This is a genomic window from Microbacterium sp. Root553, from assembly GCF_001426995.1.
In the GTDB taxonomy this organism is placed as follows: Bacteria; Actinomycetota; Actinomycetes; order Actinomycetales; family Microbacteriaceae; genus Microbacterium.
Map to the genome: position 1 here is coordinate 2,845,880 of NZ_LMFY01000001.1, position 13,702 is coordinate 2,859,581.

General features: G+C 68.7%; 13 protein-coding genes. 2 read left to right on the forward strand and 11 right to left on the reverse strand.

Going from position 1 to position 13,702, the window contains the following annotated elements; all coding sequences use genetic code 11:
- Nucleotides 1-7 precede the first annotated feature (7 nt).
- The 9 genes from rapZ to ASD43_RS13470 are packed head-to-tail and all read right to left on the reverse strand — an operon-like array spanning nt 8 to nt 10,276.
- Complete coding sequence (gene rapZ, locus ASD43_RS13430) at nt 8-880, reverse strand: RNase adapter RapZ (protein ID WP_056418444.1); 873 nt, start codon at nt 878-880, stop codon at nt 8-10.
- Between the two features lie 30 nt (nt 881-910).
- Nucleotides 911-2,833 (reverse strand): excinuclease ABC subunit UvrC, encoded by a 1,923-nt coding sequence (uvrC, locus tag ASD43_RS13435; RefSeq protein WP_056418448.1) that lies wholly within the window; start codon nt 2,831-2,833, stop codon nt 911-913.
- Complete coding sequence (gene uvrA / locus ASD43_RS13440; protein ID WP_056418452.1) at nt 2,833-5,721, reverse strand: excinuclease ABC subunit UvrA; 2,889 nt, start codon at nt 5,719-5,721, stop codon at nt 2,833-2,835. The genes uvrC and uvrA overlap by 1 nt, the downstream gene beginning before the upstream one ends.
- A gap of 58 nt (nt 5,722-5,779) precedes the next feature.
- Nucleotides 5,780-6,325 carry a hypothetical protein gene (locus ASD43_RS13445; protein ID WP_056418455.1) on the reverse strand — a complete coding sequence of 182 codons (546 nt, stop codon included), beginning with the start codon at nt 6,323-6,325 and terminating at the stop codon, nt 5,780-5,782.
- Nucleotides 6,322-7,566, reverse strand: a complete 1,245-nt coding sequence (locus ASD43_RS13450) for a DUF58 domain-containing protein (RefSeq protein ID WP_082539397.1) — start codon at nt 7,564-7,566, stop codon at nt 6,322-6,324. Before ASD43_RS13450 ends, ASD43_RS13445 begins: the two co-directional genes overlap by 4 nt.
- Nucleotides 7,567-7,577: 11 nt before the next feature.
- Complete coding sequence (locus ASD43_RS13455; protein ID WP_056418458.1) at nt 7,578-8,543, reverse strand: AAA family ATPase; 966 nt, start codon at nt 8,541-8,543, stop codon at nt 7,578-7,580.
- A 1-nt stretch (nt 8,544) separates the two neighbouring features.
- Nucleotides 8,545-9,084, reverse strand: coding sequence for a hypothetical protein (locus ASD43_RS13460; protein WP_157550979.1), 540 nt, complete (start codon nt 9,082-9,084; stop codon nt 8,545-8,547).
- The gene (locus ASD43_RS13465; RefSeq protein ID WP_082539398.1) at nt 9,081-9,812 is read right to left on the reverse strand and encodes a DUF4129 domain-containing protein; all 732 of its coding nucleotides are present in this window, start codon (nt 9,810-9,812) and stop codon (nt 9,081-9,083) included. Before ASD43_RS13465 ends, ASD43_RS13460 begins: the two co-directional genes overlap by 4 nt.
- 20 nt (nt 9,813-9,832) lie before the next feature.
- Nucleotides 9,833-10,276, reverse strand: coding sequence for a MarR family winged helix-turn-helix transcriptional regulator (locus tag ASD43_RS13470; protein WP_056418467.1), 444 nt, complete (start codon nt 10,274-10,276; stop codon nt 9,833-9,835).
- 44 nt (nt 10,277-10,320) lie between these two features.
- Between ASD43_RS13470 and ASD43_RS13475 the strand changes: the two genes are divergently transcribed.
- Nucleotides 10,321-10,563, forward strand: a complete 243-nt coding sequence (locus tag ASD43_RS13475) for a hypothetical protein (RefSeq protein ID WP_056418469.1) — start codon at nt 10,321-10,323, stop codon at nt 10,561-10,563.
- An 11-nt stretch (nt 10,564-10,574) separates the two neighbouring features.
- On the opposite strand, the gene ASD43_RS13480 is transcribed toward ASD43_RS13475, so the two are convergent.
- Together ASD43_RS13480 and uvrB are read right to left on the reverse strand one after the other, a co-directional pair.
- A complete protein-coding gene (locus ASD43_RS13480) occupies nt 10,575-10,910 on the reverse strand; it encodes a TfoX/Sxy family protein (protein ID WP_082539399.1) in 336 nt (111 codons plus the stop codon).
- A gap of 16 nt (nt 10,911-10,926) precedes the next feature.
- Nucleotides 10,927-13,005, reverse strand: coding sequence for an excinuclease ABC subunit UvrB (gene uvrB / locus ASD43_RS13485; RefSeq protein ID WP_056418472.1), 2,079 nt, complete (start codon nt 13,003-13,005; stop codon nt 10,927-10,929).
- A 67-nt stretch (nt 13,006-13,072) separates the two neighbouring features.
- Here uvrB and ASD43_RS13490 point away from each other — a divergent pair, with 67 nt between their 5' ends.
- Nucleotides 13,073-13,693, forward strand: a complete 621-nt coding sequence (locus tag ASD43_RS13490; RefSeq protein ID WP_056418475.1) for a DUF4126 domain-containing protein — start codon at nt 13,073-13,075, stop codon at nt 13,691-13,693.
- Nucleotides 13,694-13,702: the final 9 nt, after the last annotated feature.

Here is a 13,702-nt window from a genome sequence, read left to right on the forward strand (position 1 = left end):
GCTCCTGCTATTCCCTGCCGAGGTCCCGATGGCGCACGTTCACGGCGACTCCCGGCACCGAGGCGAGGCGGCGGGAGAACTCCTCGACCATGGCGACCGAACGGTGCTTGCCACCGGTGCAGCCGATCGCGACGGTCGAATGGCTCTTGTTCTCGCGCTGGTATCCCTCGAGCACGGGAGTGAGCGCGGCCGTGTACGCCTCGAGGAACTCGGCTGCTCCCTCTCTCGAGAGCACGTAGTCCCGCACCGGCTCGTCCTTGCCCGTGAGGCCGCGCAGTTCCTCGTTCCAGAACGGGTTGGGCAGGAAGCGCATGTCGGCCACGAGGTCGACATCGGTCGGCAGACCGTACTTGAACCCGAAGCTCATGAGCGTGACGCGGTGTCGCGCGGCGCCCTCCTCGGCGAACAGGTCGGACACCTGGGTGGCGAGCTGATGGATGTTGAGGGCGGAGGTGTCGATCACCAGATCCGCGGATTCCCTGATCGGGGCGAGCCGCTGGCGTTCGATGCGGATGCCGTCGAGCAGCGTGCCGTCGCCCTGGAGCGGATGCGGTCGCCGCACGGACTCGAAGCGTCTGACGAGCACGTCGTCGGAGGCATCGAGGAACAGCACCCTGACGGATCCACGTGAACGCAGCGCTCTGGCGACACCGGGGAAGTCGTCGAAGAGGTTCCGGCCACGGACGTCGACGACGGCCGCCACCTTCGGCAGGGCCGTTCCGCCCATGTCCGTGAGGTCGAGCAGCGGACGCAGGATCTGCGGCGGGAGGTTGTCGACGACGTACCATCCGAGGTCCTCGAGCGCGTTCGCGACCGTCGTGCGCCCGGCGCCCGACATGCCCGTGACGATGAGGAACTCGCCCTTGTCCCCGTCAGCCATCGTGTCTCCCTCTCCCCCGCCGGTACCAGCCTAGCGAGTGGAGAGATGGGTGTGGATGTTCTGGGCGAGCACCGGCCCGATCCCCTGCACCTCTTCGATCTCGCTCGGTGCGGCGGAACGGAGTGCGGTCACGGAGCCGAAGTGCTTGAGCAGGACCTTGATCCGCGATGCGCCGAGGCCGGGGACCTCGGACAGCACGGAGGAGATGTCGTTCCTGCGTCGCTTGCGCTGATGCGTGATCGCGAAGCGGTGCGCCTCGTCTCGCAGCCGCTGCAGCAGGTAGAGCGACTCGCTGGTGCGAGGCAGGATCACCGGGAAGTCCTCCCCCGGAAGCCAGATCTCCTCGAGACGCTTCGCGATACCGCACACCGCGATCTCGGTGTGTCCGGCGTCGCGCAGAGCGCGAGCGGCGGCCTCCACCTGCGGCTGCCCGCCGTCGACGAGCAGCAGCTGTGGCGGATAGGCGAAACGCGGCTTGCGCTTGACCTCGACGACCTCGGCGTCGAGGTCGATCTCGCCCGAGACCGGCACAGCGGGCGGCACCGTCGGCAGGCGGTCATCGGCCTCGTCGGGGCGGTCGAGATAGGCGAGTCGTCGACGCAGCACCTGGTACATCGAGTCCGTGTCGTCGGTCGTCTCGGGGATGTTGAACGAGCGGTACTGGTCTTTGCGCGGCAGCCCGTCTTCGAAGACGACCATCGAGGCGACGACGTTGGTCCCGCCGAGGTGGGAGATGTCGAAGCACTCGATGCGCAGCGGTGCCTCGCTCATGCCCAGTGCGTCCTGCAGGTCGGTGAGCGCCTGGGTCCGCGCGACGTAGTCGCTGGTGCGCCGCGTCTTGTAGCGGATGAGCGCCTGTTGCGCGTTGAGCGTCGCCGTGCGCATGAGATCGGCGCGTTGACCGCGCTGAGCGACGGCGATCTCGACCTTCTTGCCGCGGCGCTCGCGCAGCCACACCTCGAGTTCCGCCGCGTCGTCGGGAAGGGACGGGACGATGATGCGCCGCGGCACGTCCTGCGCGTCACCGTAGGCGCGCTGCAGGACCTGGTCGACCAGGTCGGCGCCCGAGATGTCGATCTCCTTCTCGATGGTGAGGGCGCGGACACCGCGCACCCGCCCACCGCGGATCACGAAGTGCTGCACTGCGGCGGCCAGCTCGTCTTCGGCGATGCCGAAGAGATCGGCATCCTCATCGGATGCCAGCACCAGCGCGCTCTTGCCGAGCACGGCCTCGATGGCGGTGAGCTTGTCGCGGTACTTCGCGGCGGCCTCGTAATCCATGGCGGCGGATGCCGCCAGCATCCGGGTGGTCAGCTCGCGCGTGAACCTCTCGTCGCCGCCGGACATGAAGGCCACGAAGTCGTCGACCATGGCCCGGTGCTCGGCGATCGTCACCGTCATCGAGCAGGGGCCGCCGCACTTGCCGATCTGACCGGGGAAGCAGGGCCTCCCCGTCTGCATGGCGCGCTTGTAGCTGGAGTCACTGCAGGTGCGGATCGGGAACGCCTTGACCATGAGGTCGATCGTCTCGTGCACCGCCCAGACCTTGGGGTAGGGGCCGAAGTAGCGGGCACCGGGGATCTTGCGGTTCCTGGTGACGATGACGCGGGGTGCTTCGTCTCCGAGGGTGACGGCCATGAACGGGTAGGACTTGTCATCCTTGTACCGGACGTTGAAGGGCGGATCGAACTCCTTGATCCACATGTACTCCAGCTGCAGCGAATCGACGTCCGTCGGCACGACGGTCCACTCCACCGACGCCGCCGTGGTCACCATGCGCCGCGTGCGCTCATGCAGCGTGCGCAGCGGGGCGAAGTAGTTCGACAGACGCTGGCGGAGGTTCTTGGCCTTGCCGACGTACAGCACCCGTCCGTCGGCATCACGGAACCGATACACGCCGGGGTTGGTCGGGATCTCCCCCGGCCTCGGCTTGTATGCGAGTACGTCGGCCATCAGCTGGCCTTCTTCGCGGCGCGCCCCTCATTCAGGATCTCGGCGAGGAACTGGCCGGTGTGGCTCTCCTCGACCCGCGCGATCTGCTCGGGGGTGCCGGTGGCCAGGATCTCACCACCGCCCGAACCACCCTCGGGGCCCAGATCGATGACCCAGTCCGCGGACTTGATCACGTCGAGGTTGTGCTCGATGACGATGACGGTGTTGCCCTTGTCGACGAGCCCGTTCAGCACCTCGAGCAGCTTGCGCACGTCTTCGAAGTGCAGACCCGTCGTCGGCTCGTCGAGCACGTAGATGCTGCGACCGTTGCTGCGGCGCTGGAGCTCGGTGGCGAGCTTCACGCGCTGCGCCTCGCCTCCCGAGAGCGTGGTGGCCGACTGCCCCAGACGCACGTACCCGAGACCGACGTCGACGAGGGTCTTCATGTAGCGGTGGATCGCCTGGATCGGCTCGAAGAACTCCGCGGCTTCGGCGATCGGCATCTCGAGGACCTCGGCGATGTTCTTGCCCTTGTAATGCACCGACAGCGTGTCGCGGTTGTAGCGCTTGCCGTGGCAGACCTCGCAGTCGACGTAGACGTCGGGCAAGAAGTTCATCTCGATCTTGATCGTGCCGTCGCCCGAGCAGGCCTCGCAGCGTCCGCCCTTGACGTTGAAGCTGAAGCGGCCAGGCTGGTAGCCGCGCACCTTCGCCTCGGGGGTGTCGCTGAACAGCGAGCGGATGCGATCGAACACTCCCGTGTAGGTGGCCGGGTTCGAGCGCGGGGTGCGACCGATCGGGGCCTGATCGACGTGCACGACCTTGTCGAGGTTGTCGAGTCCGGAGACGCGGGTGTGCTTGCCCGGCACCGTGCGTGCGCCGTTGAGACGCGAGGCGAGCACCTGGTAGAGGATGTCGTTCACGAGGGACGACTTTCCCGAACCGGAGACGCCGGTGACCGCGGTCAGCACCCCGAGCGGGAAGTTGACGTTCACGTTCTTGAGGTTGTTCTCCCGCGCGCCGACGACACTCAGCATCCGCTTCTTGTCGAGCTTGCGCCGCTTCTTCGGCGTGGGGATCTCTCGACGTCCGGAGAGGTACTCCCCCGTCATCGAGGCCGGCTCGCTGAGGAGCGCCGAGTACGGGCCCGAGTGCACGACGTCGCCGCCGTTCACGCCCGCGCCGGGTCCGATGTCGACGACCCAGTCGGCCGCCTCGATGGTCTCTTCGTCGTGCTCGACGACGATGAGCGTGTTGCCGAGGTCGCGCAGCTTGAGCAGCGTGTCGATCAGTCGACGGTTGTCGCGCTGATGCAGCCCGATGGAGGGCTCGTCGAGCACGTAGAGCACGCCGGTGAGACCCGACCCGATCTGCGTGGCCAGACGGATGCGCTGCGCCTCGCCGCCGGAGAGCGAGCCCGCCGCACGACTGAGGTTGAGATAGGACAGACCGACCTGCAGCAGGAAGTCGAGGCGGAGCCGGATCTCGCGGAGCACCTGGGCCGCGATCTTCGCCTCGCGGTCGGTCAGGGAGAGGGTCTCCATGAAGGCGCGGGCGTCGGAGAGGCTCAGGTGCGACACCTCGGCGATGGAGTGCCCGTGCACCTGGACGGCGAGGACCTCGGGCTTGAGGCGGTTTCCGTCGCACACGGGACACGGCACCTCGCGCAGGTATTCGCCCCACCGCGCACGCTGCGTGTCGGACTCGGCCTGCGCGTACTGACGTTCGATGTAGGGGACGACGCCCTCGAAGCCCGAGGCGTACCGCATCTCGCGGCCGTACCGGTTCTTGAACTTGACGGTGACCTTGTAGTTGTCACCACGCAGGATCGCGTCCTGCACGTCGACACGGAGATCCTGCCACGGGGTGTCGAGCGAGAACTTGAGATCGTCGGCCAGCCCCTCGAGCAGACGCTCGTAGTACTGGAAGAGGCCCTTGCCCTGCGTGGTCCACGGGACGATCGCGCCCTCGCGGATGGAGAGCTCCTCGTCGCCGAGCATCAGGTCGATGTCCACCGACATGCGGGTGCCGAGACCCGAGCAGGCGGGGCAGGCGCCGAACGGCGCGTTGAACGAGAACGTGCGGGGCTCGATCTCGGTGAGCGAGAGGGCGTGGCCGTTCGGGCACGCGAGCTTCTCGGAGAAGGACTGCCAGGCGTCGTCGCCCTCTTCGTCGACGAAGTTCACCTGCACGACGCCGCCCGCGAGGCCGAGCGCGGTCTCGACGGAGTCCGTGACCCGGCCCAGGATGTCGTCGGCCGCGACGAGGCGGTCGACGACCACGGCGATGTCGTGCTTGTAGCTCTTCTTCAGCGTGGGTGGCTCGGCCAGCTGGACGAGATCGCCGTCGACGATCGCCCGGGAGTAGCCCTTCGCACCGAGCTCGCGGAAGAGGTCGACGAACTCGCCCTTCTTCTGCGAGACGATGGGCGCGACGATCTGATAGCGGGTGCGCTCGGGGAGCTCCATGAGCTGGTCGGCGATCTGCTGCACGGTCTGCCGCTGGATGCGTTCACCGCATTCCGGGCAGTGCGGGATGCCGATGCGCGCCCACAGCAGACGCATGTAGTCGTAGATCTCGGTGATCGTGCCGACGGTCGACCGCGGGTTGCGGTTGGTCGACTTCTGGTCGATCGACACCGCGGGGCTCAGCCCCTCGATGAAATCGACGTCGGGGCGGTCGACCTGGCCGAGGAACTGCCGCGCATAGGCGCTCAGCGATTCGACGTAGCGGCGCTGCCCTTCGGCGAAGATCGTGTCGAACGCGAGACTGGACTTTCCCGATCCGGACAGGCCGGTGAACACGACGAGAGAGTCGCGGGGGATGTCGATGTCGACGTTCTTGAGATTGTGGACGCGGGCACCGCGAACACTGAGTTTTCCTGGGGTTGCAACCGGGACGATAGGCACTGATCAAGTCTACGAGGGGCCACGGACATTGGCTCCGTGAGGGCTCACAGAAAGGTGCTCACCCGCCTCGCCGGTCCGCCGTCGCGCTCCGGCCCGTGCTCGGGCCCGCGCTCCGCAGAAGCAGCACCGCGGCCGCGGCGACCGCAACGCCGCCGGCGACGATCGCCCACGGCGCGGTGCCCCGGATGCCGTCGACGCCGAGCATGACGGCGATCGTCAGCGGCTGCGCGATCGCCTGCACCAGGACGAAGCGGATGGCCGTCGGGCGCAGTGCGGCGAGCACGACCCTCGTCCCGCCCGGGATCACGAGTGTCAGCGATGTCAGGATGTGGATCGCATGCACGACGAGCACGGCGAGCGTCGCGCGACCGACGTCCGGCTCGGACAGGAGCATCCCGATGACGATGCATGCCGCTCCACCCCACGCGGCGAAGGTCTGCGGGAGCACCGCGGCGGTCACCGCCAGGATGACGGCGACCCACTGCCACCCGACGAGCGGATTGAGCACGAACGCCCCGACAGCGACGACCGCGACCAGCGCGATCCGCACCGCGATCCAGGAGACGGCGGGCGCGGTCTGCAGGGTGTCGTTCTGCGCTCTCATCTCCTGGCCCTCGCGATCTCGCGGAGGGCGGATGAGGGGTCCTCCGCCCACGGGACCACGTCGACGCCCGCCCCGTGCAGGTCGGCGAACACGTTCTCCCTCTCCACCAGCACCGTCCGCAGACCGATGAGCTGAGGACGATGCAGACGCGAGCGATCGAGCCGCGGCAGAACGTCGATCGCGACGACGCGGTGACCGCTCGCGCGCCACATCAGCGCGGTCTGCGCGGCGGCCCCCTGGAAGAACGTGGACAGCACGAGGACCACCGAGCCGTGCGGGACGTGCGGAGTCCTGCGGAACGCCGCGTCGTCGCGTGCCTGCCCCGTCGCCGCGATCGCCGCCTCGAGACGTGCCAGATGGCGAGATCCCCCACTGCTGCGCAGCGAGCGCCCACCGTGCGCGAGCACGTGCAGGGCAACGCGGTCGCCGGCGTCGATGGCGGCGCCGGAGAGTGCCCGAGCGGCCTCTCGGGCGTTGTCGAGCGACGTCACACCGCTGCGTTCGACGTCTCCGCTGCCCCACGACGCGACCACCTCGCCGAGGTCCTCCGAGGTGTCCATCGCGATCACCACGGACGCGTCGCTGAGCGTGTGGGTGCGCCGTACGAGCAGATCCCCCGGTCTCCGTGCCATCCGCGCCGTCGCGCGCCAGTCGACGCGACGCAGCTCGTCTCCGGGCGCGAACGCATGGATGTCGCGGAAGTCTCCGCCCTGCCCCGGGCGTCGCCCCTCGTGCGAGCCGTGCAGACCGGTCAGCCGTCTCGGCAGCGGCAGCATCCCGACGGCGCGGGGAGTCGGAGCCACCTGTCGTCTGCTGCGGACGACCTCGGACGACCCCGAGAGCGCGGCACCGTCGAGCGAGAGACCGCGCGCCGAGACCTGCACGGGGAGCGCGGGGCCCGAATGGAGGACGCGGCTCCGTGCGAGGACCGCGGCATCGGACCCGGGAACGATCGCGCGTCGGCTTCTGCGTTCCGAGAGCACGACGAACAGCTCGACCATCTCGGCGTCGCTCTCGACCGAGATCTCGGTGTGCAGTTGCCCGTCTGCGCGGGGACCCGGTGTCACGCTTGGCTCGGCCCCGACGCCCGAGGTCCCCCGTCCGAGGACGAGGGCGCTCCACAGCGCGAGGGGAAGCCCCATGGCGACGACGTCAGGACGTGAGAACAGCAGTCCGAGGACGGCGAGCAGGATCGAGCCGGCGATCGCGAGGGCCGGCGCCGGGCTCCAGCGCCCGGGCATCGATGATCTCGTCACACGCGCTCCCGCACCGTCGGCGGAACCGGCACCTGGTCGACGACCGCTCGCACGACGTCGGCGGCCGACGCCCCCTGAGCCCAGGCCTGCGGTGTCAGCGTGAGGCGGTGGGCGAGCACGGGCACGGCGATCCGCTTGATGTCATCCGGTCGCACGAAATCCCGACCGTCCAGCGCGGCAAGGGCGCGGCCGAGCAGCAGCAGGCCGAGTGAGCCGCGTGGGGAGGCCCCGACCTCGACGTTCGGCGCCGTCCGCGTCTTGCGCGCGATCTCGACGCAGTAGCGCGCGATGTCCTCGTCGACGTGGATGGCCTCGACCGCCGCCTGCAGCTCGACGAGACGCTCGGCGTCGATGACGGGCGCGACGTGCGTGGCCTCCTGCCGTCTGCGCACACGGTTCTGCAGAATGCGCGCCTCCCCCGAGACATCCGGATACCCCACGGAGAGCCTGACCATGAATCTGTCGAGCTGCGCTTCGGGGAGCGCGTAGGTGCCCTCGTACTCGATCGGGTTCGAGGTGGCGATCACATGGAACGGCGCGGGCAGCGCGAAGCTGTTGCCCTCGACGGTGACCTGCCGCTCCGCCATCGCCTCGAGCATCGCCGACTGGGTCTTCGGCGTCGTGCGGTTGATCTCGTCGGCCAGAAGGAGACCGGTGAAGATCGGTCCGGGTCGGAAGACGAAGTCCGAGGAGTCCGGCGCGTACACGTACGACCCTGTGACGTCGCCGGGGAGCATGTCCGGAGTGCACTGGAGCCGACGGAACGACAGCCCCAGCGCCGAGGCGAGGCTGCGGGCCGCGAGGGTCTTGCCGAGCCCCGGCACGTCTTCGAACAGCACGTGCCCGCCGGCCAGGATCGAGGCGAGCGCGATCTCGAGCGGGTCGTCCATCCCGACGACGACGGTGCGCACGGCGGTCAGGATTCGGGCGCCGGCCTCGGCGATCTCGGCGGATGTCGTCATGTCATCTCCTGTGTCTCGGGAACAGCGACGCACGGCCCGTCGATGAGGGCGGAGCATCGGGTGGTGGTGTCGTGATCTCTGCGGACGGCCCGGGGCTCAGCGCGTCGATCGCGTCGAGCGCTCGCTCGATGTCGACGATGGTGGTCCCCGGACCCTCCAGTCGATCCCACAGGTCGGGGCCGATCAGCGCGATGACCTCCGGTCGATTCGCGGGGTCCGTCGGGTCTGCGCCCCGGCGCTGCAGCCGCTGTCGGAGAATCTCCCGCACGCGGCGTGTGATCTGCGTACCGGCGAGCCCCGTGTGGGTGTTCAGCGCCCAGGCCATGCGGGAGATCTCCGTCGGTCTGCGATCGGGTTCCACCGCGATGTGCGGGGCGTCGACGCTCGGTTCGAGCGGCACCGCGAGCTGGGCGAGAAGAGCGAGCGCCCCCACGAGAAGACCCCACCCGATCGCGAAGGGCACGGTGAATCCGAAACCGGTGAGCACCAGCGCGGCGATCACCGCGGCCGCCGCGGCCAGGACGGTGCGTCCCCACGTCATCGCCACACCTCCTCGATCCGGCGGAGCGCGGAGCGCGCCGCGTTCCTCTCCGGCTCGGTGGCCTCGTGGGCGCCGAAGCGCACGCGCTCGAACAGCGTCAGCAGCTCGGACGCCTCCGCCTCGATGCCGGAGCGCCGCGTGATGATCCTGAGCGCGAACTCGGCCGGCGTCTCGCTCGGAGCGCGTGCCACCCCCGCATCCGCCGCGCTCTCCTCGAGGCCGACCCACGCCGCGATGACGGCATCCGTGGGCGCCGCGCGTTCGTCGATCGCCTGCAGCGCCCCGGCGATGCCGCGCCGGATGGCGTCGACCACGACCTGCGGTTCGGGAACCGCGGCGACATCGCCCACCTCGGCGGCGACCTCGGCTCCCTCGCGCCTCCGCGTGGGCCTGTCGCGCCATGCCCGCAGCAGCGCACGGGCGATGATCACGAGGAGCACGATGAGGCCGGCGGCCACGAGGAGCATCAGGATCGCGGCGGACACCTGCAGCACTGTGGAGCTCGCGGGGTCGATCTCGATGTCCTCCGGGAAGCCCGTCTGTCCCGGCATCGTCGGCGGAATCGGCCGCACCGACGGGGACGGCACAGGCTCAGACGGACGGAATGTCGGCGCCCCCTGGATCGCGGCGGCGATCATCACGATGACGAAGAGCACGGCGACCGCGCTCACGAGTCCGAGCCGACGACCAGCTCGACGCGCATCGACTGTCGGGCGGTCACTCGGCATGCCCACACCCTATGACGCGGTCACTCCGTGGTCGAGCGGCGCCCCGCGAAGGCGGAGAGTCCGTCGCGCAGGGTCGCGATCTGCCCGAGGTCCATTCCCACGGCCGCCATGACCTGACGCGGAACGTCGAGCGCGCGCTCGCGGAGCGCACGGCCGGCGTCCGTGAGGGTGATGTCGAGGCGCCGTTCGTCCTCCGCGCTGCGCTGCCGGGCGACCAGCCCGTCTGCTTCGAGGCGCTTGACCAGAGGCGATGCGGTGGCGGGCTCGAGGGCGAGATCGGCCGCGAGATCGCTGAGCTGCCGTGGCGCCCGCTCCCAGAGGGCGAGCATGACGAGGTACTGCGGATGCGTGAGTCCGAGCGGCTCGAGGATCGGCCGATAGATGCCGACGACGTTGCGGGCGGCGGTCACCAGCGCGAAGCAGAGTTGGTTGTCCAGCTTGAGCAGATCATCCGTCGCGGTCACGATCCGACTATACAACGACACTAATAGTTAGTACACTAAGGAACATGGCACGCTCCGCTGACCGCCCATCCCTTCGAACGCGCATCCGCGCGGCCGGTGGGCTCTACGCGTGGATCAACACGAACCTCATCCGGTTCGCCGGCCCGGCGTCCGTGGGCCCGTACGAGAAGACTCCGCCGCCGAGCGCGGAGGAGAGAGCAGAGCGCGCCTGCCCGCTCTGCGGTGCACCCATGAGCGACCACGAGATCGACCGCTCCGGTCCGCGCACCATGATGCACTGCCCCTGACCGCCGCGGCGTCAGTGCTCGCGGCCCGCGGCATCCTCTCGAGCGACGTCGAGCCAGAACACCAGCTCGTCGTCTGTGGTGAGCGCTCCGGGTGAGACATCGAGCCACCCGGTCCCCATGGTGCGGGCGCCCATCACCGCGGTGGCGACGCCGGGGCGTGTGATGAGGGCGGCCCCGTTCTCTTCGTCGACGCGGACGAGGAGGACGCCCCCTTTGCGCGCACCGACCAGGATGTGACCGTCGAGCAGGAACGCGCGGGTGCCGAACATCCGCTTCTCCTCGACCTCGCCGTCGAGGGTCAGCAGCGCTCGCACGCGGTCGGCGAGCTCGTCTCCTGACGCGTCCATCATCACCTCCTCGGGATCAGGCGTGCCCGGCCTTCTCCATGGCACGCAGCTCCTTCTTCATGTCCTGGACCTCGTCGCGCAGGCGCCCGGCAAGCTCGAACTTGAGCTCGGATGCAGCCGCCAGCATCTGGTCGGAGAGGTCCTGGATGATCGCCTCCAGCTGCTGCGCGCCTTCCGCGGCGATACCGGTGCGGCGCAGGTTCGGTGTCGGAGACTTGCCCTTGCCCTTGCCGGTGGCACGCCCACGACCCGACATCATCTCCGCGGTGTCGGCGCCCTCACGTGCCAGCACCTCGGTGATGTCGGCGATGCGCTTACGCAGCGGTTGCGGATCGATGCCGTTCTCGAGGTTGTACGCGACCTGCTTCTCGCGACGTCTGTCCGTCTCGTCGATCGCCTTCGCCATCGAATCGGTCATCTTGTCGGCGTACATGTGCACTTCGCCCGACACGTTTCGGGCCGCACGGCCGATCGTCTGGATGAGCGAGGTGCCGGAGCGCAGGAAGCCCTCCTTGTCGGCATCGAGGATGGCGACGAGCGAGACCTCGGGAAGGTCGAGACCTTCGCGGAGCAGGTTGATGCCGACCAGCACGTCGTAGACGCCGGATCGGAGTTCGCTGAGCAGCTCCACACGACGAAGCGTGTCGACGTCGGAGTGCAGATACCGCACACGCACGCCGTGCTCGCCGAGGAAGTCGGTGAGTTCCTCCGACATCTTCTTCGTCAGAGTGGTCACCAGCACCCGCTCGTCGCGCTCGACGCGCACGCGGATCTCCTCGAGGAGGTCGTCGATCTGCCCCTTCGACGGCTTGACGATGATCTGCGGGTCGACGAGGCCGGTGGGGCGGATGATCTGCTCGACCACGCCGTCGGCGATCCCCATCTCGTACTTGCCGGGCGTCGCCGACAGGTAGACGGTCTGCCCGACGCGGTTCTTGAACTCGTCCCAGCGCAGCGGTCGGTTGTCCATCGCGCTCGGCAGACGGAAGCCGTGGTCGACGAGCGTGCGCTTGCGCGACGCGTCGCCCTCGTACATCGCACCGATCTGCGGCACCGTGACGTGCGACTCGTCGATCACGAGCAGGAAGTCGTCGGGGAAGAAGTCGAGAAGGGTGTGCGGCGGCTCGCCGGGCTGTCGCCCGTCCATGTGACGCGAGTAGTTCTCGATGCCCGAGCAGAATCCGAGCTGCTGCATCATCTCGAGGTCGAAAGTGGTGCGCATCCGCAGACGCTGGGCCTCGAGCAGCTTGCCCTGTCGCTCGAACTCCTTCAGCCGCTCCTCGAGCTCGTGCTCGATCGTGCCGATCGAGCGCTGGATCACGTCGGTGCCCGCCACGTAGTGCGAGGCCGGGAAGATCGGCACCGAGTCGAGCTTCTCGATGATCTCGCCGGTGAGCGGATGCAGGTAGTACAGCCCCTCGATCTCGTCGCCGAACAGTTCGATGCGGATCGCGTTCTCTTCGTACACCGGGATGATCTCGATGGTGTCGCCACGGACGCGGAAGTTGCCACGGGAGAAGTCGACGTCGTTGCGGTTGTACTGCATGGCGATGAACTGACGGATCAGCGCATCCCGGTCGTAGCGCTCCCCCACCTGCAGCGCCACCATCGCGCGCAGGTACTCCTCCGGCGCCCCGAGTCCGTAGATGCACGACACGGTGGAGACCACGATCACATCTCGCCGGCTGAGCAGCGAGTTCGTGGTCGAGTGCCGCAGTCGCTCGACCTCGGAGTTGATCGACGAGTCCTTCTCGATGAAGGTGTCGGTCTGCGGGACGTAGGCCTCGGGCTGGTAGTAGTCGTAGTACGAGACGAAGTACTCGACGGCGTTGTTCGGCATCAGCTCGCGGAACTCGTTGGCGAGCTGCGCGGCGAGCGTCTTGTTGTGGGCGAGCACGAGCGTCGGGCGCTGCACCTGCTCGACCAGCCAGGCGGTCGTGGCCGACTTTCCGGTACCGGTGGCACCCAGAAGCACCACGTCGGTCTCACCGGCGTTGATGCGCGACGCGAGCTCGGCGATCGCCTTCGGCTGGTCGCCGGCCGGCGCGTACTCGCTGATGACCTCGAAGGGGCGGACGCTGCGCGTGGGTTGCATACCTCCAGCGTATGCCGGGCCACCGACACCGTGGGTCGTGCAGCGATCGTGCACCTAGAGTGGGGGCGTGATCGAGTTCATCATCGGCACCAGCCTCGCCGCCTCGGCGGGTCTGAACGCGTGGATGCCGCTGTTCCTGCTCGGACTCGCCGACCGCATACTGCCGGCGGTGACACTGCCCGCCTCATGGTCCTGGCTGTCGGGCGACATCGCCCTGTGGGTCCTCGGCGGCCTGCTCGCCCTCGAGATCATCGCCGACAAGATCCCCGCGGTCGACTCCGTGAACGACGTCGTCCAGAGCATCCTGCGCCCCGCCTCGGGCGGCATCGCATTCGGGGCGGGCTCGGGCGCCCGGACGATCGCCGTGGACGACCCCGCGTCGTTCTTCACCGACAACGCCTGGATCCCCGTGGTGACCGGCGTCGTGATCGCACTGGTGGTGCACGTGATCAAGGCGACGGCTCGCGTGGCGGCGAACGCGACGACCGGCGGGCTGGCCGCTCCGGTGCTGAGCAGCGCCGAGGACGGCGCCTCCTTCGTCCTCGCCGCCGCGGCGATCGTCGTGCCCGTGGTCGCCGCTCTCCTGCTCATCGGACTCGTCGTCGCGATGGTCGTGATCCTTCGGCGACGCGCCCGGCGGCGCCGCGATCGCGAAGCCCCTCCGTCCGCCGCACGGCTCCAGGCGTGAGGAGCGGTG

What these genes read in the sequence shown, in the direction of transcription:
- rapZ (WP_056418444.1), bottom strand. Translation starts at nt 880, where the DNA reads ATGGCTGACGGGGACAAGGGCGAGTTCCTCATCGTCACGGGCATGTCG.
- uvrC (WP_056418448.1), bottom strand. Translation starts at nt 2,833, where the DNA reads ATGGCCGACGTACTCGCATACAAGCCGAGGCCGGGGGAGATCCCGACC.
- ASD43_RS13445 (WP_056418455.1), bottom strand. Translation starts at nt 6,325, where the DNA reads ATGAGAGCGCAGAACGACACCCTGCAGACCGCGCCCGCCGTCTCCTGG.
- ASD43_RS13450 (WP_082539397.1), bottom strand. Translation starts at nt 7,566, where the DNA reads ATGCCCGGGCGCTGGAGCCCGGCGCCGGCCCTCGCGATCGCCGGCTCG.
- ASD43_RS13455 (WP_056418458.1), bottom strand. Translation starts at nt 8,543, where the DNA reads ATGACGACATCCGCCGAGATCGCCGAGGCCGGCGCCCGAATCCTGACC.
- ASD43_RS13460 (WP_157550979.1), bottom strand. Translation starts at nt 9,084, where the DNA reads ATGACGTGGGGACGCACCGTCCTGGCCGCGGCGGCCGCGGTGATCGCC.
- ASD43_RS13465 (WP_082539398.1), bottom strand. Translation starts at nt 9,812, where the DNA reads ATGCCGAGTGACCGCCCGACAGTCGATGCGCGTCGAGCTGGTCGTCGG.
- ASD43_RS13475 (WP_056418469.1), top strand. Translation starts at nt 10,321, where the DNA reads ATGGCACGCTCCGCTGACCGCCCATCCCTTCGAACGCGCATCCGCGCG.
- ASD43_RS13480 (WP_082539399.1), bottom strand. Translation starts at nt 10,910, where the DNA reads ATGGACGCGTCAGGAGACGAGCTCGCCGACCGCGTGCGAGCGCTGCTG.
- uvrB (WP_056418472.1), bottom strand. Translation starts at nt 13,005, where the DNA reads ATGCAACCCACGCGCAGCGTCCGCCCCTTCGAGGTCATCAGCGAGTAC.